Raw genomic sequence first — 21,767 nt, 5'->3', positions numbered from 1 at the left:
ATTTAATGCAAATGTCTGTATAGATAATCAGCAGAAAAATAAATATGAAAAGTAGTTCAGTTAATTAACATATCAAGAAGAACGGTTTACGATATTAATGTGCTTAAAACGTACGAATCTATTTATAACGGGAGGAAAGAAAATGTTAAAGAAAAAGTGGACTATTTTCATTGCGGCATCGATGCTCATTACAATGCTTGCCGGCTGTGGCGGTAATTCAGGAGAGAGCAATCAAACATCTAGCCTGGACTCGTCAGGGAAAACTACAACTCAATCTGATAAACCCGTAGTACTTAAATTCTGGGGTGGAGTTCCCGCAGAATATGGACCGCAGTTAACAGTGGACGCCTTTAACAAGGAATTTAAGGATAAGGGTATTCAAGCGGAATATATCAGGTTTGTTAACGATGACACAGGTAATATGAAACTTGATACAACATTATTGGCCGGAGGCGATATTGATGTCTTCATGACCTATACATCAAGTAATCTTGTAAAAAGAGGAACCGGCGGTATGGCACTTGAAATATCAGATAAGCTTTCCAAGGCGGGTTTTGATCCTGCTAAGGAGCTGGGAAACAGTGTTTCTCCATATATTTATGATGGAAAAGTGTATGGTCTTCCAACAAAAATGGAAAATTACTATATTTTAGCTAACAAGAATATGTTTGATGAAGCAGGTATCCCTCTTCCTGAATCATGGACTTATGATGAATTCAGGGAAACAGCAAAAAAACTCACAAAGGGTGAGGGTCAGAATAAGGTTTATGGTATGTACTGGAACACTATAATGGAAATTTTCAGACCTTCTTATATTGCCCAAACCGTTTTAGGCTCCGATTTTCTTTATAAATCAGGCGGCAAGGAAACTAACCTGGATAATCCTGAGTTTATAAAGCTCAATCAAATGATTTCCGACATGATGTGGGTAGATAAGTCAGCAGTAACCCATACAGACAATGTAACACAGAAACTCTCTGTTGAAAGCGTTTTCCTTGCAGGAAAGAGTGCTATGTCATTAGGTGTATGGACAATCCGATCAATAAAGGATTTAGAGAAGTACCCTCACGATTTTGTTACAGCATATCTTCCTGTTCCTGTATCTGATAAATCCGCAGCGAAGTATTCTATAGGCGAAGGTGCTGCTGGTGACTTTATCTGTGTTAATCCAAATTCAGAAAATATTGATAAGGCTATGGAATTTGTAATGTGGTATACCAAGGGTGGTATGTTGTCAATGACTCCATATGGACGTGTGCCGATGTACCAGGGTATTGACTCGAATAAAATTGTTGATGAATATATGAAGAATGGCGAAAAAATCCTTGATAAAAATACAGTTGTAAAATTCCTTGAAAAGAAAGATAATCTTGCAGTTTCTACTGAAACTAAAAAACTCCCTGAAATTCAGAAAGTATTTAATGATGCTCTGGAGTCAATTTATACAGGGAAAAAGGATGCTGCTTCTGCATTGAGCGAGGCTAAGATAAGTGCAGACAAATTCTTGAAATAACAGACAACAGCTAAATTGCTATAAGAGTTATATGGGGACGCTTTAATAGCGTCCTCATATACTCTAAGTACTTTAGCAGAAGGAGGTAATGTATTTGAAGCTAAAATTAAGCAGGCAGCTAAAAACAGACATAACCGGGTACACCTTTATTTTGCCAAATATACTCGGTATGATAATATTTACACTTTTCCCTCTTTTGTTTTCCCTCTTTATAAGCTTTACTGACTGGGATTTTACAAAAGGACTTGGAAATTGGAACTTTAATTTCGGTGCTAATTATATTGAGATGTGGAAGGACGGATGGTTTACATCTTCTTTGTTTAACACAATTTTATATTCATTAATGGTTGTTCCCATATCAATTTTTCTTGCATTGGTACTTGCTGTAATTCTTGAATCATACTGTTTTGCAAAAGTTCCCATGAAGCTGGCAATGTTTATGCCGTATATTTCTAATATAGTTGCTGTTGCAATTGTGTGGGTTATGATGTATTCACCTTGGGGTCCTTTTACACTAATGATAAAGGCACTTGGATGGGAGACCCCTCCGGCATGGCTGGGTGACTACAATTGGGCGTTAATTGCCGTTACTATCATGTCAATTTGGAGCAGTATAGGGTATAACATTCTGATATACTCATCAGCTATACAGGGACTGCCTCAGGATGTATACGAGGCAGCTGATGTGGACGGTGCAAGTGAGATAACTAAGTTCTTTAAGATTACAATACCATCACTTTCACCAACAACATTTTTCCTTGTAATAACTACTTTAATAAATTCGTTTCAGGTATTTGCACCTATTCAGATAATGACAAGAGGCGGTCCGGGAACATCCACCAGCGTGCTGGTATATTATATCTATACAACCGGGTTTACCTTCTTCCGCATGGGTTACGCCTCTGCGATAGCATGGGTACTATTTTTATTACTGCTTATCGTCACATTGATTCAATGGCGTGGACAGAAGAAATGGGTTAGTTATGAATAGGGAGATGATAAAATGAAGAATAAAGATTTACAAAAATTCTACTTTATGAAAAAGTTAATTATTCGCTTCTGTTGTACTGCATTAATCATCGGAATTTCTCTGGTCATGATTACACCGTTTTTGTGGATGCTTTCGGCATCAATGAAGACTTCAGCCGATGTTTTGAAGCTGCCGATTAAATGGATACCGGATTATTTCTATCCGGACAATTATATATCGGTGTGGAACATTGGAGGTAAGGCAAAGGTTGATTATCATTTTGGCGTAGCATATTTAAATTCACTTAAAATTGCTTTTATAAATCTGTTCGGTTCGGTGCTTACAAGCACACTTGCGGGTTATGCATTTGCGAAGATTAAATTCCGTGGAAGTAATGTAATTTTCTTACTATATCTGGCAGCTATGATGATACCAACACAGGTTACTTTGATACCCAGATTTACTCTTTTCAATTCGCTGGGTATGATGGGAGGACATCTGCCACTTATTCTTCCGGGCCTTGTTACTATTACCGGAACATTTTTAATGCGACAGTATTTTATGCAGATACCAAATGAATTAAAGGAAGCGTCATTTATTGATGGTGCCAATGAATTTCAAATTTGGGCACGTATTATGGTTCCCGTTGCAAAGCCCGGTATGGCATCACTGGCAATGCTTGTTTTTCTGTGGAACTGGAACAATTACTTAGATGCCCTGGTTTTTCTTTCAGACTGGCGTCAATACACAATCCCTGTAGCACTTACAAATTTCGTTGAAGAGAGCTTAACAGAATATAATCTTGTTATGGCTGCGTCTGCATCAGCACTGATTCCGGTATTTGCTGTATTTTTAGCAGGCCAGAGATTCTTCGTAAAGGGTTTGGTTGCAGGAGCAGTCAAAGGATAAAAGGAGATTTTTATGAAATACGGTATCTATTATGCTTATTGGGAAAGACAGTGGGGAGGAGAATATCTTCCTTATGTAGAAAGAGTTGCAGGGCTTGGCTTCGACATTCTTGAAATTTCTTGTGCTTCTTTACTTGAAATGAGCGAACGACAGATTGATGACCTTCGCCATGCTAAAGATAACCATGGTATAACCCTTACCGGCGGTTATGGCCCGAAGGCAAGCGAGAATATCGCATCAGACAATCCCGCTGTTGTGGATAACGCACTTAGATTTTGGAATAAAACATTTAAGATTTTGGAAAGGCTGGACATCAGTATGGTAGGGGGTGGGCTGTATTCCTACTGGCCTGTTGATTATTCCAACACCATTGACAAAGAGGCAGACCTTGTACGCAGCATCCATGGTGTGAAGAAAATGGCAGCAATGGCAGCTGATTATGGTATAACCCTTGGAATGGAGGTTCTAAACCGCTTTGAAGGATACCTTTTAAATACCGCAGCAGAGGGTGTAGAATTTATTAAAGCCGTCGATAGTCCCAATGTCAAGTTAATGCTTGATACCTTTCATATGAATATCGAAGAAGACAGCCTCGGTGATGCAATACGCACTGCCGGTAAATATCTCGGACACTTTCACACAGGTGAGTGTAACCGCCGGGTTCCGGGCAAGGGACGCATACCGTGGCAGGAAATTGGCTGTGCCCTGCGGGATATAGGATACAACGATGCGGTTGTTATGGAACCCTTTGTTCTAATGGGTGGACAGGTTGGTTCTGATATTAAGGTGTGGCGTGACCTTTCGGAGGGAGCGTCTTCAGAACAGCTTGATATGAACGCGAAAGAAGCATTAGAGTTTACTAAACATGTTTTTGAAGGGGGTTTTTAAATGTTACAGGCAATTATGACAGAACCTGGAAAAATAGTATATCAAGAAGTTCTGATACCGGAAGTCGGAGATAATCAAATAAAAGTTAAAATGAAAATTATCGGTGTATGCGGTTCCGATGTTCATGTAAACCATGGTAAACACCCATACACAAAATATCCGGTTGTTCAGGGTCATGAGGTTTCAGCGATAGTTGAAGAGGTTGGCAGCTCAGTCACCAACGTGAAGGTCGGCGACAGGGTAACCATTCAGCCTCAGGTAGTGTGTGGCGAATGTTATCCATGTACTCATGGTATGTACAACGATTGTGAAGTCTTAAAGGTCATGGGTTTTCAGACTACCGGAATGGCCAGCGAATATTTTGTGGTAGACGCAGAGAAAGCTATAAAGCTGCCGGAGGGAATGAGTTATGATCATGGTGCCATGATTGAGCCTTTGGCTGTGGCAGTACATGCTGTACGTCGCTATGGAAATATTCAGGGCAAGTCAGTGTTGGTGCTGGGTGGTGGCCCTATTGGCAATCTTGTGGCACAGACCGCTAAAGCAATGGGGGCTGCTAAGGTAATGATGTCCGAGCTTAGCGAATATCGTCTGAATACGGCTGAAAAATGTGGTATTGCAACTGTAAACCCCAAGGAGAAGGACTTAAAGGAAGCCATAATTAACTTTTTTGGTGTAGACGGGGCAGATGTAATTTTTGAATGTATTGGAATAAACGCTACCATGAAGCAGGCCATTGAATACGCAAGAAAAGGCAGTGACATTGTAGTAGTTGGTGTATTCGGAGATCTCGCTACCATAAATATGGGTTTTGTTCAGGACCATGAACTTCGTCTCATTGGCACGGCCATGTACAGGGTCGAGGACTATATAGAAGCTATCCGTCTTGTAGGAGAAGGCTTGATTGAGTTTGATTCATTAATCACCCATAGAGTGCCCTTTAGTGAATACGAGAAAGCATACAAAATCATTGACGAGCAAAAGGATAAAGCTATGAAGGTGCTCATAGAAATGGATTAAAAAATAGATTAGTACGGTGGGATGCTTACCTAAATAAATATAAATTGTAAAGGGATGATTAATATATTTGATGTAGTAGCATTAGGCGAATTATTAATAGATTTTACACCAACAGGGAATTCCTCTGCAAACAATTTACTCTTTGAAAGAAACCCGGGTGGAGCACCGGCCAATGTACTTACGGCTGTTTCAAAACTGGGAGGAAAGTGTGCTTTTATAGGAAAGGTAGGAAATGATCAGTTCGGAAACTTCCTAAAGAGTGTGCTGGAGGATAACCATATAGAGTCCAGAGGTTTAAAATTCTCTGAAAAAGTTAATACAACACTTGCCTTTGTACATCTTGATGAATATGGGGACAGGAGTTTCAGCTTTTACAGAAACCCTGGAGCGGACTTAATGCTTACACACGAGGATCTGGAGCTAGATATTATAAAAGAATGTAAAATTTTTCACTTCGGCTCTTTATCAATGACTGATGAACCGGCAAGAAGTGCTACCTTAAAGGCAGTGGAATATGCAAAAAGTGAAGGGAAAATCATCTCCTATGATCCCAATTGGAGGCCGCTCCTGTGGAAAGATGACAAACAAGCAAGGGCTGGTATGATGTTAGGCTTAGAATATGCAGATATTTTGAAAATATCGGAAACAGAACTGGAATTTCTGACAGGGGAAAGTAATCTGGATAACGGAAGTAAAATACTTTTTGACAAAGGTATAAAGCTTGTACTTGTTACACTTGGTCCCAAAGGTTGTTTTTTCAGATGTTCTGATGGCTGCGGTCATTTGAACACATATGATACAAGGGTTGTGGATACTACCGGTGCAGGTGATGCTTTTCTTGGTGGACTCCTGTATCAAATAAGCAAAATAACGTCACCCCTAGTCGAAATTAATAAAACAATGATATCGGATATTATTGACTTCTCTAATGCGGTAGGAGCCCTTTGTGCTTCAAAAAGAGGGGCAATTCCTGCGATGCCTTCCTTACCTGAGGTAGAGGAATGTATAAATAAAATTCGAAAGGTCAATTAAATAACTTTAGTTATAAAAACCCGTTGGATATATTCCAACGGGTTTTTGACTTTAGCATAATAATAGTACATATTAACCTATAGTATATACCATTGCAACATTGTATATACTATTTTTGTATTGTATAGACAATTTAAATGTTGTAGTATATAATGAAGTTAATAAAGTTAATGAAGGGAGGATAAAATTGAAAGCTATAATAAACGGGAAAATTATCGTAGAAAAAGAAGTATTGGATAACAGAATTCTACTGTATAGTGATAAGATTATGGGATTCATAGAGAGTAAAGCGGCTGGCGAGTTGCTTCAGAACTGCCAAGAAATAGTTGATGCAAAAGGAAACTATGTTTCACCCGGGTTTATTGATATGCACATTCACGGCTCAGGTGGATATGACATAATGGATGGGACAGAAGAGAGTTTAGCCACAATAAGCAGTATTGTAGCCAAAAATGGAGTTACCGGAATTCTTGCAACAACTATGACAATGAATAGAGAAAAGATATATACCGCACTTGATAATATAAAACATTTTATGGGAAAAGAAGCACAAGGTGCAAAAATTCTAGGCGTCCATTTAGAAGGACCCTTTATAAATAGAAAATATAAGGGAGCACAAGCTGATGAATTCATCATAGAACCAGATTTTAGTTTTATAGAAAAATATGTGGATATTATAAAAGTGATGACTTTAGCTCCTGAAATGGATGAAAATTATAAATTTATAAAAGAAGTAAAGGAAAAAACTAAAATTATTTTATCCATGGGACATTCAAATGCGGAATATGAACAAGCCGTAAAGGCAATAGAAAATGGTGTAAGTCATGCAACCCATACCTTTAATGCTATGTCTCCCTTAAATCATAGAAATCCCGGCGTTGTCGGGGCTGTTTTAAATTCGGACATATATTGCGAACTGATTGCGGATAAAATACATGTACATCCTGCCATATTTAATATATTAGCAACCATTAAGGGAATGGACAAGGTTATATTAATAACAGATTCTATGAGGGCCGGCTGCCTTCATGACGGTATTTCAGAGTTGGGGGGACAAAAGGTTATTATTAAAAATAATACTGCAAGGCTTGAGGACGGTACACTGGCAGGAAGTACATTACGGTTGAATCATGCAATTAAAAACTTTATGGATTATACCGGTAATGGAATATGTCAGGTTGTCAAATTGGCTTCCTTAAACCCGGCAAAAGAGTTGGGTATTGAGAAAGATAGAGGCAGCCTTGAGGTTGGAAAGTATTCAGATATAGTGATTCTGGATGAGGAATTTAATATTTTGAAAACTATTGTAGAGGGAAAAACAGTATACACATATTAAACAGCCACTGGGGGGACTTACAAATGAAAATAATTAAAGTTGACAACTACAATGAAATGAGCAGGAAGGCTGCAAATATATTGGCGAGCCAAATCACTTTAAAATCCAACAGCGTTTTAGGACTGGCAACAGGTGATACTCCTTTAGGAATGTATAAAGAACTAGTAAAGCTTTATAACAAAAAAGAATTGGACTTTGCAGAAGTAAAAACATTTAATTTAGATGAATACTATGGACTTTCAATAAAGAATAGTCAAAGTTATTACTACTTTATGATGAATAACTTATTTAATCATATAAATGTCCCACCTGAAAATATAAACATACCAAACGGAAACACTGAAAATATAGACAAGGAATGTTTAACATACGAAAATAAAGTCACTGAAGCCGGTGGAATAGACATACAAGTACTTGGAATAGGTGTAAATGGACATATTGGATTTAATGAACCAGACGTTAATTTCGAAGCAAAAACACATTTAGTAATACTTGATAATATGACAATAGAATCAAATTCCAGATTTTTTAAAAATAAAAATGAGGTGCCGACCAAAGCTATAAGTATGGGAATAGGCACAATTATGAGCGCTAAGAAAATATTACTTCTGGCTTGCGGAGAATCTAAGGCTGATATTATTGCTAAAGCAATAAGCGGGAAAATTACTCCAGAGGTTCCGGCCTCTATACTACAACTTCATCAGGATGTTACGGTGATTGTAGATAAGGATGCGGCTGCAAAACTATAGTAAATATTGTGGAAATAATATAAATACAACCATGAATCCCGGAGGTAAAAAATGAGTAAACTGGCTATAGGAATAGATATTGGGGGTACAAATATAAAAGCTGCTCTTATTGACAGTACAGGAAGCATTTCAGATTTTTGCAGAATTCCTACTAATGGAAAGGAAGGCTTTAAAAAAACATTTATTTCAATACAAAACCTAATCCAAAGATATATTGATTCTATTGGGAAGGATAATATAGTGGGGATAGGATGTGCTTGCACAGGTCAGGTTGACAGTGTAAGTGGTAAAGTTGTATATGCAGCAAGTACAATACCGGAATTATCAGGATTTGAGCTAAAAAAAGAACTTATAGCATTTGCCGGACTCCCTGTTGAAGTTGAAAACGATGTGAATGCATGTGCATTAGGGGAGAAATGGTTAGGCGCAGCAAGGGATGTTAAAGATTTCTTATGTATAACCCTTGGGACAGGAATTGGCGGAGCCATTTATAAAAATGGTGGTATTGAACACGGATACAGAGGTGTAGCAGCTGAATTTGGACACATGAGCATTGATATGAACGGAGAACAATGTAACTGCGGTAATAAGGGCTGCTTTGAAAGATACGGTTCCGTTACGGCTCTGATTAAACATTTCAAGGAAGAATTATTAAAAGGAAATAAGTCTATTGTCACGGAAATGGTTAATGGACATACAGAAAATATTAGCGGTGAGATTATTTATGCAGCAAAGTCTTCAGGCGACCCTCTTGCTACTAAAATAGTTAAAGAGTATAATGAGGCTATAATTTGTGGAACGGTATCACTTGTTCACATTTTTAATCCTGAAGCTGTAATTTTCGGAGGTGGGATAACCACTTTAGGGGATATCTTTATAGAACCTATTAAAAAAGAATTGTTATCCAGACTTATGCCCGTGTTTAGAGAAGATTTAATAATAAGAAGGGCAGAATTAGGAGATAATGCTGCTATTTGCGGAATAGTAAGAGAACTTTTTTAAACATAATTATAGGGGAGAGGGATAAAAATGATATTTGATAATGTTAGTAACTGTAAAAAATATGAAGCCCTTCATAGTGATTTTGAGAAAGCATTTAGCTTTTTAAAGAGAGCGGACTTAGATTCTATAGCACCCGGTAGATATGATATAGATGGAAATGATGTATATGCTTTAGTTCAGGAATATGAAACTAAGAGTTTGGCAGATTCTATATATGAAGCACATAGAAAATATATAGATATACAGTACCTGATTGAAGGTGTTGAAAACATGGGGTATTCACAAATAGAAAAACTAAATGTTTTATCACCTTACAATGAAGAAAATGATTTCTTAACACTTTCAGGAGAACCCAGGTTAATATTGTACAATCCGAGGGAATTCTTTATATTGTTTCCGGAAGATGCCCATATGCCGGGGATATCACATGGAGAAAAGGGAAAAATTAGAAAGGTAGTTATAAAGGTAAGAGTTAAGTAATTTTATTCTTAGTATGGGGGTATTTTAATGATAGATAAAAACTCATCGGTACCTATTTATGCTCAATTAGAAGAGTATATAAAAAAAAAGATAAAAGAAAAAGTATATCTTCCGGGAGAATCTCTGCCAACTGAACGAGAATTAACAGAGCTGTTTGGCGTTAGTAGAATGACTGTCAGACAAGCCGTTACAAATCTTGTTCATCAGGGAGTTTTATATAAAACCCATGGTAAGGGAGCCTTTGTTTCAAAAGAAATAATAGAAAAGAAGCTTGAAATAGAGGGTTTTAGTGAAGACATGGAGAAACGAGGTCTTGCTCCAAGCAGCAAAATCTTATACTTTGAGAAGATTACACCGGATAGTCAGATAGCTCAAATGTTGCAATTGTCAGAAAATGAGCAGGTATATTTCATAAATAGGCTGCGTCTTGCAAATGACGAACCTATGGCAATTGAATATAGCTATCTGCCTGAAAAATATTTTCCTGATTTAATGAAATATAATTTGCAAAAATGTTCACTCTATACACTTATGAAACAAGAGTATCATGCTGATTTTAATTATATGAAGCAGAATATTAAGGCAGTAACTATAAGTAAAAAAGAAGCTGAGCTTTTATTGAATAAAAGCAGAGGTTTTGGACTTCTTTCTTTAAGGACGATATTTACTGAAGATGATATACCTATTGAATACGCAAAAACTATTTATAATCCCGATAGGTATACTTTTAATTTGACGATGTATAATAAGAGCGTTTAATAAAATATATGTAAACAAATAAAAACTCCTTTTTGAAATTACAAATTTCAAAAAGGAGTTTTTTGTTTTGCATAAGTCAGTCTAAACATATAAAAAATTGTATATACAAAATGTAAGATTGTATAGACAAAACATATTTACGGTGCTATAATGATTTCAGAAGCAAGGAATCAACAAATTAGCTAATGAAGCTAGGGTATAGTGTTTTTTACATTATATTAGGGGGTAGCAAAATGAGACATTGGAATCAGGCAATTAATCAAATAAGAGGGGGGATGATAGTATCCTGTCAAGCACTGGAAAATGAACCTCTGCATAGCTCAACAATAATGATGCGTATGGCTAAAGCAGCACAGGTGGGTGGTGCTGTAGGAATCAGAGCTAATTCTCCACAGGATTGTTCAGAGATTAAGAAAAACGTTGACCTGCCTTTGATAGCTATATATAAGAAAGTGTACGGACAGAGTGATGTTTTTATTACTCCTACAATTGAAGAGGTAAAAAGTTTGTTAACTGTAAAGGCTGAAATTATAGCAGTGGATGCAACTAAAAGACCAAGACCGGATGGAAAAACTCTGGAACAATTTGTAAATCAAATCAGAAAGATATATGACGGTCTTCTTATGGCCGACATATCAGATTATGAAGAAGCAATAGAAGCTGAAAGATTGGGCTTTGATCTCGTATCTACTACATTAAGCAGTTATACAGACTATACCAAGGATAGAGAAAAACCTGATATTACACTAATAGAAGATTTAGTAAAAGTATTAAAGATACCTATTATTGCAGAGGGAAATGTTGAGACTCCGGAACTGGCCGCAAAATGTATCAAAGCCGGAGCATGGGCTGTAGTAACAGGTGGGGCAATAACAAGGCCGCAGCTGATTACAAAGAAGTTCGTAGATTCAATAAGGGCTGTAAAAATTTAAAACGGTATTATTTAAACAAAATAATATATACTAATGAATTTGAGGAGGATAACAATGAAAACAAAAAAGGTTTTAGTATCATTAGTGGCTATCTCAATGATTGCAAGTATGTTTGCAGGTTGTGGTAAATCTACAACAGAGTCTACTACATCAACTTCATCAGCCCCTTCGTCAACTGCAAAAGCAGAATCAGTTGAAATTACTTGGTGGGATTATCCAAACTTCCAGTCCGGTACTGCAGGGGATTACGAAAAACAGTTGGTAGCAAGTTTCAACAAGAAGTACCCCAATATTAAAGTTAATGTAGAAATGATCGATTTTGCCAGTGGACCGCAGAAGGTTAATACTGCAATTGCATCTAACTCGGCCCCTGATTTGATTTTTGACTATCCCGGTAGAATTATTGATTATGCCAGAAATGGTGTAATGGCAGAACTAGATGATCTGTTTAGTGATTCCTTAAAAAGTGATGTTTCTACAAAAATATTAGATGCTTGTAAACTAGACAATAAATATTACATGTACCCTATAAATACAGCTCCAAATATGATGGCTTTTAATAAAACTATGCTTGACAAAGCCGGTTTGACAAACATGCTTCCTCTAAATAAAGAAGATAGATTGTGGACAGTCAGCGAGTTTGAAGCATTGTTAAAGGCAATAAAAGAAAAAATACCAACATTGACAGCACCAACTGCTATTTTTGCAAAGTCAAGTGCCGGAGATCAGGGGACCAGAGCTTGGATATCCAACATGGGCGGTGTTTCTACTATAGCACCTGACTTATCAAAATATACTATAAACGATCCTAAAGATGTTGCTGCCCTTCAATGGATAGTTGACAGCGTTAATTCAGGATTGATATTAAAAGGTGGAGAAGCACTTGCATCAAATGATGTAGTTGATATGTACCTTGGTGAAAAGATCGCATGTGTTCCTCTGTATAACAAAACATTACTTGCATCAAGTGCTGCTAAGAAAACATCAAACTTTGAAGAAGTATTTATTCCTTATCCAACTCCAGATGCATCAGTTAAGCCTCAGTTTGAAGCATATATAGGCGGATTCGGAGTATTTAACAATAATGATGTCAAAAAAGTTGAAGCAGCTAAGAAGCTTGTTGATTTTATAGCTAATGACCAGGATACAGCAAAAGAGACCTTGAAGCAGACAGGAAGTTTCTCAGTCAGATCTTCAATTACAGGTTTATATGATGATGCTGAATCAAAGTACTGTGAAAGTATGATCAAATATTTAGGAACATATTACAATCAGGTTCAGGGTTTTGCTGAAATGAGAACTTATTACTTCCCGGTTTTACAGAATATATTATTAGGAACACAAACACCAAAAGCTGGTTTGGACGATTTTGTTAAAAAAGCAAATGAAACTTTAGTTAAGAAATAATAATAGTATTCCATCCATATGGAGCATTTATCTGCTCCATATGGATAAAATAAAAACGTGAACAGACATAAAAGCAGTTTTCATAAACGGGGGGGTTCGCATGGAAAATATACGCAAAGGCAACAACCTATCGGTTAGAAGAAAAATAAATAAAACTAATCTGAGAGAATGGACTACAGCCTATTTGTTTCTGGCTCCTATGTTGGTTTTCTTTATAGGTTTTGTTGTTTATCCAATGCTTAAAGGTATTTATATAAGTTTCTTTGATTATTCACTTAGGAATTTCAAATTCGTTGGTTTAGATAATTATATTTCCTTAATAAACGATAAAATATTTATTAAATCTTTGTTAAATACTTTAATTTTAGTTATAGGTAATGTACCAGTTGTAATTCTTATCTCATTATTTGTATCGGCTAATATTTACAAAAAATCTCCGGTTGTGAGGTCATTATTCAGAGGAATTTTTTATCTTCCAACAGTATGTTCTGTTGTTAGTATAACAGTTGTGTGGGGGTGGATTTATCATCCAAACTTTGGTATATTGAATTACCTTACTTCCTTATTTGGATTTCAGCCTATCGGTTGGCTGGGTGACCCAAAATATGCATTGGGTTGCATGATTGCAGTTCTTGTTACTTTATCAGTAGGACAGCCTATAATTCTTTATGTTGCGGCTCTGGGTAATGTACCTGAATCATATCTTGAAGCTGCAGAAATTGACGGAGCAAAACCTTGGCAGGTATTTAGGCATATTACATGGCCTTTATTAATGCCGACAACATTATATATTATAATAATAACCACCATCAACTCTTTCCAATGTTTCTCAATAATTCAACTTTTAACTGCAGGTGGTCCATCTTATGCAACATCGACAGTAATGTATATGGTTTATGAAAGAGCGTTTACTTTGAATAAATACGGACTATCATCAGCAATGGGAGTTGTACTTGCAATAGTTATAATGATTATTTCAATAATTCAATTCAAATTCTTTGGCGATGAAGTTGATTATTAAGATAGGGGGGGAGAACTGATGAAATTTTTCAAAAAATACACTTTACGTGAAATAATATTTATGGCATTAGTAGTATTATTATCTGTAATATTTATGTTCCCGTTTTACTGGATTGCAACAGGTGCTTTTAAGCCACAAAACGTAACAGTTCAGATACCGCCTGAATGGTGGCCAAAAAATCCTACCCTACAAAACTTTAAGCAGCTGTCAGAATCACCACTGTTACATTGGACTCTTAATAGCTTTATAATTTCATTAGGTACTATGCTTATAGTTTGTACAGTTGCAACAATGGCCGGTTTTGTTTTGGCAAAGAAGGTTTTTCCGGGCAGAAACCTGATATTCTGGTCATTAATAGTTGCTATGGCACTTCCTAAACAGGTCGTTATGATTCCTTTGTTTACAATTTTATCAAAACTGGATTGGATAAACACTTATCAAGCTCTGATACTTCCTGCGGCAGGTTGGCCTTTCGGCGTATTCCTCATGAAACAGTTCTCGCAAGGTATTCCGGGAGAATTACTGGAAGCAGCTAAAATTGACGGATGTACGGAATTAAGAAGCTTCTGGAGTATTGTAATTCCTATGGTAAAACCGGGAGTTGGTGCTCTTGCAATATTTACATTCATAAATGCGTGGAATGATTACTTCATGCAATTAATCATTATAAGAAGCGAAAAAATGATGACATTGCCTTTAGGAGTAGCATTACTTCAACAGGAATTTACTACGAACTATGGTGTTATAATGGCTGGAGCAGCGCTGGCATCACTTCCGATGATAATAGTATTTATAATTTTCCAGAAGTACTTTACTCAAGGTATAACAATGGGAGCCGTAAAAGGATAAAAATATAAAGGAAGGTACAATACAATGAATTATAATAAAGAAGACTTAAAGGGAATATTTATAGCATTTTATGCTTGCTTTGACAAGGAAAATAACATTAGCAAAGAGGCAACAAAAAAGTTGGCAAGGTTTTATGCCGATAAAGGTGTAAAAGGCTTATATGTCGGTGGAAGCTCAGGTGAAGGCTTTCTTCTTACGGTAGATGAAAGAAAGCAAATGCTTGAAGCGGTTATGGAAGAGGTAGGACAGGAACTTAAAATCATCGTTCATGTAGGTGCAGCAGCAACAAAAGACAGTATTCAACTTTCAAAACATGCCGAAAAGGTTGGTGCATATGCACTTTCAGCAGTACCTAGTGTGTATTATGGGTTACCGGAAAGAAGCATAGAATTGCATTGGAAAAATATAATGGATAGTGCAGACCTTCCGTTTATAATATACAATATTCCTCAAACAACCGGATACAGCTTATCAAACAATTTATTAAAAAAAATGCTGACCTACCCTAAGGTTGTGGGAATTAAAAACAGCAGTATGAGTACGTTCGACATTCAGAGGTTTAAAGCTATCGGTGGAGAGAAGCTTTTAGTGTTTAATGGCCCTGATGAACAATATATTTCAGGCAGAATAATGGGAGCTGATTCAGGAATTGGCGGTACTTACGGTGTAATGCCGGAACTGTTCCTCAAAGCTGAAAAGTATTTTTCAAACGGCAAACTTGAAAAAGCCCAGGAGTTACAATTTGTAATTAATGATATAATAATTGACTTGCTTTCTTTCCCATCACTTTACGGTGCTGCAAAAGAAATTGTAAAGTTGAGAGGTATAGACATAGGAACTACAAGACTTCCCTTGGAACCTGTAGATGAGCAGGATATGCCTAAGATTAAAGTTTTATACGAAAAGATAATGAATGCAATTGCAAAATCTACACTTTAATTAAGGGTAATAAATACTGGAGATAAAAGGACGGATTAGCATGAATAAGAAAAAAATAGTCTGCTTCGGTGATTCAAACACATGGGGGTATAATGCAGAAACGGACGGACGTTTTGACGATGATGTCCGCTGGACGGGTGTTTTGGGTAATGAATTGGGAAGTGATTATAGCGTTGTTGAGGAAGGCTTGAACGGGCGTACAACTGTATTTGAAGATCCGTTAAATGAAGGCCTGAGCGGAATTAAACATTTGTTTCCGACAATTATGTCCCAATCACCTATGGATCTGCTCATAATAATGTTGGGTACAAATGATACAAAACAAAGATTTTCTGCTACACCTCAAAATATCGCTGATGGTGTAGATCGTCTGATAAAAAAAGCCGTTATATCAAATGTATGGCGTAACGAACCTAAGATTCTGATAATTGCTCCAATCATTATAGATAGAATGTGTTACTTTTCCCATGTAGCCGGAGGGATGGGCTCCCTTTGTGCAGAAAAATCACAAGACTTACCTGCACTAATGATGAAATGTGCTCAGATGAATAATTGTGAATTTATGGATTGCAATGACTATGCAAAAGTAAATGAAATAGACTATATGCACCTTGATGCTGTAAGTCATAAAGTTTTTGGCAAGGCAGTGGCCGAAAAAGTTAAACAAATATTATAATAATCCCCCTAAAAAATATATATTATTACAACCTTTGGTGCTATTATAAAAATGTAAGAATGTCCATATATAGAACATTCTTGCATTTTGTAATAGTATTTTTTTTTACATAACTATAGGGTGAAATCAATGAAAAAAAAGCTCAGATTTTCAAAAAATAAAACAATCATCACAATTGCACACCGATTGGTTACGGTTATGGAGTCAGACTATATAATAATGCTACAAAACGGTCAAATAACAGCCCAAGAAGATTCGGACGAATTAATTGAGCAAAACGAAGACATTGCTTCGTTATTTCAACTTAAAATCTAGTTGATAGAATTTGCTGAATTGTTTAAAATTGTAAAATACAACATTTATAAACCCAAATACGGAAAGGATATGATATTGATTGAATAATAAAATGACAACAAGAACCAAGCAGGCAATTGCATCAAAAAATAAAATATATAAGTGCGGAGAAAATCTAATTCGGAAATATGGCTTTGATGCTGTAACAGTAGAACAGATTGCAAAAAATGCCGGTGTATCGGTAGGTACATACTATTATTACTATGAATCTAAAATGGATCTTTTAAGAGAGGCATTCAATAAGGCTGATAAGTATTTCCTGGAAGAAGTAGAAGGTAAATTAACCGAAACAGTATGCAAAAAGCGAATAGTAGAATTTTTCGACATTTATGCAGACTATACTTTGAAAGATGGAATTGATGTGATAAAAAAGTTTTATACGTCAGAAAACAAAATGTTTATTGTTGATGGTAGGGGTATGCAGAATGTTTTGACAAATATTATTAGAGCCGGGCAAAAAAATAATGAAATAAGCAATGATTCAGACCCGGAAACTTTGACAAAGATGCTTTTTGTTGTTGCAAGAGGTATCATATTTGATTGGTGTTTATACGATGGAAAAACTGATTTAAAAGTGGAAATGAAGCAAATTATGGAAATAATGACAAAACATATATAGAAGAATATCCAATTACTAATACTTATAGCTTCAAACACCAATTTATACTTTATTTTCCATAACTGTTATGATATTATTTATCTAATGGATTCACCGAATGTATTCAGTGAAGCTTCGAAAAACATGTTCTGGATATCTTAGGGGATTCAAAGTTACTATCGTACTAAACGATAGACATATTAAGGAGGAGATTAATATGAAAAAATCCAATTTTATCACGTTCCTGTTGTTGGCGGCATTAATTACTTTTTGCTTACCAACAACTTCATTTGCCGCTGATACCGGCAAAATTTCAGGAAGTGAAGTCCTTGTAATCGGAGATTCATTTTTGGCATTGTCTCATGATATTACAAGCAGACTGCAACAAAATGCAAGAAACGATGGTGTCCTGGCTTCAACCGACAAGTTCAGAGATCTCTCGGTAAGCGGAACTATGTTAAGTGGAGGAATATCGCCAAATATTCCCACACAGTTTCAGAATGGTGTAAATGCAGGTACTGTAAAATACGTAATAATGGATGGCGGTGGAAATGACTGCATAGGTGGAAGCGTCAGTAATGCGGTTACTGCAGCAAGAAGCTTATTTGAACAGATGGGAAGAAGCGGAATTGTAAAAGTGTTTTATCTGTTTTACCCAGATGCTCAAGGAGGATTGGCTGCTACGTTAAATCCAAACCTTAACACTCTCAGACCTCAGATTCAGAGTATTGTAACTAGTTCAACATCACCAAAAGGATATTTCCTTGATTTAAGGCCTACTTTTGAAGGAAAATATTCCTCATACATTTTGTCTGACGGAATTCATCCAACATTGGCAGGAAGCAATGCTGCAGCGGATGCCATATGGGCTGAAATGAAAAAAGTCGGCTTCTTTGGAAGCACTACACCAACACCAAAAGTCGGAGATTGTAATAATGACGGAAATATCGATGCTATAGACTTTTCACTATTAAAACAGTATATAATGAATGGTGGAAGTACATATAATAATTTAATGGATTTAAATGCTGATAATACAATAAATGCATTAGATTTTGCAATTATGAAAAAATACTTGTTGGGAATGGTAAGTACACTCCCTGCTGTGTAAGTAAGTGTTTATCACAAATAAAAGCTACAATTGAGGAATTTATATACTTAGACGTGGAAGTTATGCTTTCACGTCTTTTTTTAAAAAAAATATATGTAGTTCTGCGTTATTATAGTACTATAAAAGACAGTTATACGTGTATATTAATTATTCGCAATCATTGTGGAAATAGTTTAAGAGAGAGGTGTAGAAAGTGAATTTGGAAACTAAAAGGTTAATTCTGCGTCCGTGGGATGAACGGGATGCTGAAGAATTATACAAATATGCAAAAGACCCAAGAGTAGGGCCTGCTGCAGGTTGGCCGGTTCATACCGGCGTTGATAACAGCCGTCAGATTATAAAGGATGTTCTATCGGCAGAAGGTACTTATGCGGTTGTATTAAAAGATAATAAGGGTGTTATTGGAAGTGTAGGTCTCATGATCGGCGAAAATAGTAACCTTGGCATAGAAAAAGATGAAGGCGAAATTGGTTATTGGGTAGGGGTACCTTATTGGGGACAAGGGTTGATTCCTGAAGCGGTAGTTGAATTAATGAGATATGGTTTTGAAGACATTAATTTAAAAACCATCTGGTGCGGATATTTTGACGGGAACGAAAAATCAAAACGTGTTCAAGAAAAATGTGGTTTTCAATATCATCATACTGAGAAGGATAAAGAATGGCCCCTTACTAATGATATAAAAACACTTCATGTTACAAGTATTACAAAAGTGCAGTGGCAGGAGCTTTGCTTTAAAAGGTAGAAATAGCACAAAATTTGGTATATAATCCTTTTACAGGAGGTGAATTTATTGAGATTTATAAATAAATGGTCATATTCTTGTGCAAAGGGTTTGGCAAGTGTTCTTGAAGAGAGTCACCAGAAAAAGGCAGAATATTATTTCGGCTTTCAAGTAGCCATCGGCAGTATTGTTAAAACTGCCTTATTAGTAGCTGTTTCAACGATTTTAGGGGTACTGATTCCTACATTGATAGTATCGATATCTTTTGCATTACTGCGGAAGGTGGCCGGAGGCTATCATATGGATACATATGGTAAATGCCTGTTGGTGTCAATAGGATTTTTTGTTGCTGCAGCACTGATTGCAAAGCATACATATCGGTATTGGAGTATTATATGGTTGGTTATTCTGATTACCTTAACATTTACCATAAGTCTCTACATATTAAAAAAATACGCACCAAAGGATACTCCCAATAGGCTGATTACAGACCCCGGAGAGAAACTCAGATTTAAGAAATTATCCATTGTGTATATCTGTGTATGGTTAATGGTAGTTACAATATTAACCGTACTCGGTATGAAAATGTATACACTGTTATTATGTTTTGGTGTTTTGCAGGAAATATTTGCAATAACGCCTACAGGACATAAATTTTTTGACATAATAAAATATGGAATGGATACTAAGTAAAAGCCATTTAAACATATCTATTCAGAAAAAGTCAATTTAAAAAACCATAGGCCGTGATCCGTGAAGTTGTCGAAAAATACAGCTTTTATGAGATTGTTCGGTCTTTTTCTGAATGTATTTACTTTCAAAATAATATGTCATAAAATAGAAATATTGAATAAATTTGTAGGAGATGTGTCTTATATGGTAATGAATTTGAATATTTTACTTTTAGTATCATTGCCCGAAGCATTTTTAAATTTAATAATAGCATTGCTTATTACCGGACGAAAAGAAAACTTAAAAATAAATAGTAAAAATATTTTGAAATTTGCTACCGCTATAATATTAATGCTTACCTCATCATGGGTTATCCGACCTATATCGCCTAATATTGTAACAAGTGTTACATTGCATGCTGTTGCATACTCACTAATATTTATTATACTTTATAGGATGAAACCAACATACGCCTTACTTGGTACATCATTTTTTATGTTACTACTGACTGTAATAGAAGTCTTATACATGCCTTATGTAATTACATATGCTTTCAAAGGAATGGTAAATTATCAAAATGCATATCACTTGTACGTATTACTTTCCTTACCACAACGAATTGGTCAGGTGATTGTTGCAATATTTTTATGGAAATATGAAATTTTACTGGCTACACGGATTAACCGCCAATTTCACAGATTGTTTGTAGGAGTATTTTTATTGCTATTGTTTGGAGAGCAATTGCTCTATTTTGTATTTCTCACTGTTTTTGATAAGTTAAAGTTGGTTTATCAAATTACATTTTCTGTATCTATGTTTGTAGTGTTTTTATCACTTAATATATTGATGTTTAAACTAATTTATATGGTAATAGGAAATTTGGTAGTAAAATCATTTAATAAATATAAGGATTTTGAAGATGATGTCATATATGCTTTAGGCGAAATCCGAAATTTATTAGCTCAAAATCAAGTGGATGAAGCAGTTAAACTTATAGATTATCTTAATGAATAAGTATTAAAACGGAGGGGAGGGTAAGATAATGAAGTCAAAAATAAAATTTTTGCTTGCACCTTTGTCACTACTAGTTACACTTCTTGCGCTATCAGGTATAAGCTCAGCATGTTGTACATCCTTTTATCAGCCGAAAGCTCCAAAGCATTTGACGGCACGCAGAAGTCATTAATGAATTTATCAAAAACCATGTATTTGAGTCAAGACAAAAACACCTTATAATTATTTAGGGTGTTTTTGTTTTTTTCCCTGCTTGATAAGCTTGTTTATAGGGTTTTTGAATGAATTAATATCTAAATGTGAATCCTTCATACTTACTGCCAGCTGAAGATAAGGTATAAAATCCTGATTCTTCAAATACTTTTCAAAGGCATATAATTCCGGACTGTAAGGTTTTCTTTTCCCAAAAGCTTTGTTTTCTATATGATCAGTGATTCCCAACATATAGTCAGAGGATACATTAAAATGCTTTGAAAATAATACAAGCGCATCCGGATCCGGCTCTCTTTCGCCAAGCTCATATTTTGAAATAGCTTCTCTGCTTTTACCTAAAGCTTGTCCTAATTCTTTTTGGGATTGTCCTTTAACATTCCGTAAACTTTTAATTCTCTCCGGCAGAACATGCATGTTAATCACCTCAAGATATTATTATAAATATCCATACCAAATTATGCAATATTTTTTATTTATCGACAAATATATTCACTACATGACTGTAATATATTTTAAATAATTACAAAATAAGGTTGACTATACAAAATACCGGTAATATAATTAATGGTACAAAGTGTACCAGCTTTGAAAAGGCATAT

24 protein-coding genes are annotated in these 21,767 nt (G+C 35.8%); 23 read left to right on the top strand and 1 reads right to left on the bottom strand.

Annotated elements, in window-relative coordinates:
• Window positions 1-142 precede the first annotated feature (142 nt).
• The 23 genes from L323_RS33625 (at window position 143) to L323_RS40845 (ending at window position 21,127) form a co-directional block, all read left to right on the top strand.
• The gene (locus tag L323_RS33625) at window positions 143-1,513 is read left to right on the top strand and encodes an ABC transporter substrate-binding protein (protein ID WP_020816059.1); all 1,371 of its coding nucleotides are present in this window, start codon (window positions 143-145) and stop codon (window positions 1,511-1,513) included.
• A gap of 88 nt (window positions 1,514-1,601) precedes the next feature.
• The gene (locus L323_RS33620; RefSeq protein WP_020816058.1) at window positions 1,602-2,504 is read left to right on the top strand and encodes a carbohydrate ABC transporter permease; all 903 of its coding nucleotides are present in this window, start codon (window positions 1,602-1,604) and stop codon (window positions 2,502-2,504) included.
• 12 nt (window positions 2,505-2,516) lie between these two features.
• Window positions 2,517-3,392, top strand: a complete 876-nt coding sequence (locus L323_RS33615) for a carbohydrate ABC transporter permease (RefSeq protein WP_020816057.1) — start codon at window positions 2,517-2,519, stop codon at window positions 3,390-3,392.
• A gap of 12 nt (window positions 3,393-3,404) precedes the next feature.
• Window positions 3,405-4,280: a sugar phosphate isomerase/epimerase family protein gene (locus L323_RS33610; RefSeq protein ID WP_020816056.1), complete on the top strand. Its 876-nt coding sequence runs from the start codon at window positions 3,405-3,407 to the stop codon at window positions 4,278-4,280.
• A complete protein-coding gene (locus L323_RS33605; protein WP_020816055.1) occupies window positions 4,281-5,300 on the top strand; it encodes a zinc-dependent alcohol dehydrogenase in 1,020 nt (339 codons plus the stop codon). It begins immediately after the preceding gene.
• Between the two features lie 54 nt (window positions 5,301-5,354).
• Window positions 5,355-6,332, top strand: coding sequence for a carbohydrate kinase family protein (locus L323_RS33600; RefSeq protein ID WP_020816054.1), 978 nt, complete (start codon window positions 5,355-5,357; stop codon window positions 6,330-6,332).
• A 187-nt stretch (window positions 6,333-6,519) separates the two neighbouring features.
• Window positions 6,520-7,668, top strand: a complete 1,149-nt coding sequence (gene nagA, locus L323_RS33595) for an N-acetylglucosamine-6-phosphate deacetylase (protein WP_020816053.1) — start codon at window positions 6,520-6,522, stop codon at window positions 7,666-7,668.
• A gap of 23 nt (window positions 7,669-7,691) precedes the next feature.
• Complete coding sequence (nagB, locus tag L323_RS33590; RefSeq protein ID WP_020816052.1) at window positions 7,692-8,417, top strand: glucosamine-6-phosphate deaminase; 726 nt, start codon at window positions 7,692-7,694, stop codon at window positions 8,415-8,417.
• 51 nt (window positions 8,418-8,468) lie between these two features.
• Complete coding sequence (locus tag L323_RS33585; RefSeq protein WP_020816051.1) at window positions 8,469-9,419, top strand: ROK family protein; 951 nt, start codon at window positions 8,469-8,471, stop codon at window positions 9,417-9,419.
• Between the two features lie 27 nt (window positions 9,420-9,446).
• Window positions 9,447-9,899 carry a YhcH/YjgK/YiaL family protein gene (locus L323_RS33580; protein ID WP_020816050.1) on the top strand — a complete coding sequence of 151 codons (453 nt, stop codon included), beginning with the start codon at window positions 9,447-9,449 and terminating at the stop codon, window positions 9,897-9,899.
• Between the two features lie 27 nt (window positions 9,900-9,926).
• On the top strand, window positions 9,927-10,658 hold the full coding sequence (locus tag L323_RS33575) for a GntR family transcriptional regulator (protein ID WP_020816049.1): 732 nt from the start codon (window positions 9,927-9,929) through the stop codon (window positions 10,656-10,658).
• A gap of 233 nt (window positions 10,659-10,891) precedes the next feature.
• A complete protein-coding gene (locus tag L323_RS33570; RefSeq protein WP_020816048.1) occupies window positions 10,892-11,590 on the top strand; it encodes an N-acetylmannosamine-6-phosphate 2-epimerase in 699 nt (232 codons plus the stop codon).
• Window positions 11,591-11,644: 54 nt separating this feature from the next.
• Window positions 11,645-12,997, top strand: coding sequence for an ABC transporter substrate-binding protein (locus L323_RS33565; RefSeq protein WP_020816047.1), 1,353 nt, complete (start codon window positions 11,645-11,647; stop codon window positions 12,995-12,997).
• 100 nt (window positions 12,998-13,097) lie between these two features.
• On the top strand, window positions 13,098-14,018 hold the full coding sequence (locus L323_RS33560) for a carbohydrate ABC transporter permease (RefSeq protein WP_020816046.1): 921 nt from the start codon (window positions 13,098-13,100) through the stop codon (window positions 14,016-14,018).
• Window positions 14,019-14,036: 18 nt separating this feature from the next.
• Complete coding sequence (locus L323_RS33555) at window positions 14,037-14,867, top strand: carbohydrate ABC transporter permease (protein ID WP_020816045.1); 831 nt, start codon at window positions 14,037-14,039, stop codon at window positions 14,865-14,867.
• Between the two features lie 24 nt (window positions 14,868-14,891).
• The gene (locus tag L323_RS33550; protein ID WP_020816044.1) at window positions 14,892-15,806 is read left to right on the top strand and encodes a dihydrodipicolinate synthase family protein; all 915 of its coding nucleotides are present in this window, start codon (window positions 14,892-14,894) and stop codon (window positions 15,804-15,806) included.
• A 40-nt stretch (window positions 15,807-15,846) separates the two neighbouring features.
• Entirely contained in the window at window positions 15,847-16,482 is a 636-nt protein-coding gene (locus L323_RS33545; RefSeq protein WP_020816043.1) for a GDSL-type esterase/lipase family protein, read from the top strand.
• A 394-nt stretch (window positions 16,483-16,876) separates the two neighbouring features.
• The gene (locus L323_RS33535; protein ID WP_020816041.1) at window positions 16,877-17,455 is read left to right on the top strand and encodes a TetR/AcrR family transcriptional regulator; all 579 of its coding nucleotides are present in this window, start codon (window positions 16,877-16,879) and stop codon (window positions 17,453-17,455) included.
• 196 nt (window positions 17,456-17,651) lie between these two features.
• Window positions 17,652-18,545, top strand: coding sequence for a dockerin type I domain-containing protein (locus L323_RS42015; protein WP_020816040.1), 894 nt, complete (start codon window positions 17,652-17,654; stop codon window positions 18,543-18,545).
• 193 nt (window positions 18,546-18,738) lie between these two features.
• Window positions 18,739-19,290, top strand: coding sequence for a GNAT family N-acetyltransferase (locus L323_RS33525; RefSeq protein ID WP_020816039.1), 552 nt, complete (start codon window positions 18,739-18,741; stop codon window positions 19,288-19,290).
• A gap of 48 nt (window positions 19,291-19,338) precedes the next feature.
• Window positions 19,339-19,962, top strand: coding sequence for an accessory gene regulator ArgB-like protein (locus L323_RS33520; RefSeq protein WP_020816038.1), 624 nt, complete (start codon window positions 19,339-19,341; stop codon window positions 19,960-19,962).
• Window positions 19,963-20,145: 183 nt separating this feature from the next.
• Window positions 20,146-20,955 (top strand): hypothetical protein, encoded by an 810-nt coding sequence (locus tag L323_RS33515; RefSeq protein ID WP_020816037.1) that lies wholly within the window; start codon window positions 20,146-20,148, stop codon window positions 20,953-20,955.
• A 28-nt stretch (window positions 20,956-20,983) separates the two neighbouring features.
• A complete protein-coding gene (locus L323_RS40845; protein WP_020816036.1) occupies window positions 20,984-21,127 on the top strand; it encodes a cyclic lactone autoinducer peptide in 144 nt (47 codons plus the stop codon).
• Window positions 21,128-21,177: 50 nt separating this feature from the next.
• Here the strand turns inward: L323_RS40845 and L323_RS33510 are convergent, their stop codons facing one another.
• The gene (locus tag L323_RS33510) at window positions 21,178-21,582 is read right to left on the bottom strand and encodes a helix-turn-helix domain-containing protein (protein WP_020816035.1); all 405 of its coding nucleotides are present in this window, start codon (window positions 21,580-21,582) and stop codon (window positions 21,178-21,180) included.
• Window positions 21,583-21,767 lie beyond the last annotated feature (185 nt).

This window comes from Ruminiclostridium papyrosolvens C7, from assembly GCF_000421965.1.
Classification (GTDB): Bacteria; Bacillota; Clostridia; order Acetivibrionales; family DSM-1351; genus Ruminiclostridium; species Ruminiclostridium papyrosolvens_A.
This window is presented reverse-complemented; position numbering and strand designations above follow the sequence as displayed.

What these genes read in the sequence shown, in the direction of transcription:
- L323_RS33570 (WP_020816048.1), top strand. Translation starts at nt 10,892, where the DNA reads ATGAGACATTGGAATCAGGCAATTAATCAAATAAGAGGGGGGATGATA.
- L323_RS33515 (WP_020816037.1), top strand. Translation starts at nt 20,146, where the DNA reads ATGGTAATGAATTTGAATATTTTACTTTTAGTATCATTGCCCGAAGCA.
- L323_RS33580 (WP_020816050.1), top strand. Translation starts at nt 9,447, where the DNA reads ATGATATTTGATAATGTTAGTAACTGTAAAAAATATGAAGCCCTTCAT.
- L323_RS33545 (WP_020816043.1), top strand. Translation starts at nt 15,847, where the DNA reads ATGAATAAGAAAAAAATAGTCTGCTTCGGTGATTCAAACACATGGGGG.
- L323_RS33615 (WP_020816057.1), top strand. Translation starts at nt 2,517, where the DNA reads ATGAAGAATAAAGATTTACAAAAATTCTACTTTATGAAAAAGTTAATT.
- L323_RS33565 (WP_020816047.1), top strand. Translation starts at nt 11,645, where the DNA reads ATGAAAACAAAAAAGGTTTTAGTATCATTAGTGGCTATCTCAATGATT.
- L323_RS33560 (WP_020816046.1), top strand. Translation starts at nt 13,098, where the DNA reads ATGGAAAATATACGCAAAGGCAACAACCTATCGGTTAGAAGAAAAATA.
- L323_RS33600 (WP_020816054.1), top strand. Translation starts at nt 5,355, where the DNA reads ATGATTAATATATTTGATGTAGTAGCATTAGGCGAATTATTAATAGAT.
- L323_RS33620 (WP_020816058.1), top strand. Translation starts at nt 1,602, where the DNA reads ATGTATTTGAAGCTAAAATTAAGCAGGCAGCTAAAAACAGACATAACC.
- L323_RS33610 (WP_020816056.1), top strand. Translation starts at nt 3,405, where the DNA reads ATGAAATACGGTATCTATTATGCTTATTGGGAAAGACAGTGGGGAGGA.
- L323_RS33555 (WP_020816045.1), top strand. Translation starts at nt 14,037, where the DNA reads ATGAAATTTTTCAAAAAATACACTTTACGTGAAATAATATTTATGGCA.
- L323_RS33585 (WP_020816051.1), top strand. Translation starts at nt 8,469, where the DNA reads ATGAGTAAACTGGCTATAGGAATAGATATTGGGGGTACAAATATAAAA.
- L323_RS33510 (WP_020816035.1), bottom strand. Translation starts at nt 21,582, where the DNA reads ATGCATGTTCTGCCGGAGAGAATTAAAAGTTTACGGAATGTTAAAGGA.
- L323_RS33575 (WP_020816049.1), top strand. Translation starts at nt 9,927, where the DNA reads ATGATAGATAAAAACTCATCGGTACCTATTTATGCTCAATTAGAAGAG.
- L323_RS33550 (WP_020816044.1), top strand. Translation starts at nt 14,892, where the DNA reads ATGAATTATAATAAAGAAGACTTAAAGGGAATATTTATAGCATTTTAT.
- L323_RS42015 (WP_020816040.1), top strand. Translation starts at nt 17,652, where the DNA reads ATGAAAAAATCCAATTTTATCACGTTCCTGTTGTTGGCGGCATTAATT.
- nagB (WP_020816052.1), top strand. Translation starts at nt 7,692, where the DNA reads ATGAAAATAATTAAAGTTGACAACTACAATGAAATGAGCAGGAAGGCT.
- L323_RS33625 (WP_020816059.1), top strand. Translation starts at nt 143, where the DNA reads ATGTTAAAGAAAAAGTGGACTATTTTCATTGCGGCATCGATGCTCATT.
- L323_RS33605 (WP_020816055.1), top strand. Translation starts at nt 4,281, where the DNA reads ATGTTACAGGCAATTATGACAGAACCTGGAAAAATAGTATATCAAGAA.
- L323_RS40845 (WP_020816036.1), top strand. Translation starts at nt 20,984, where the DNA reads ATGAAGTCAAAAATAAAATTTTTGCTTGCACCTTTGTCACTACTAGTT.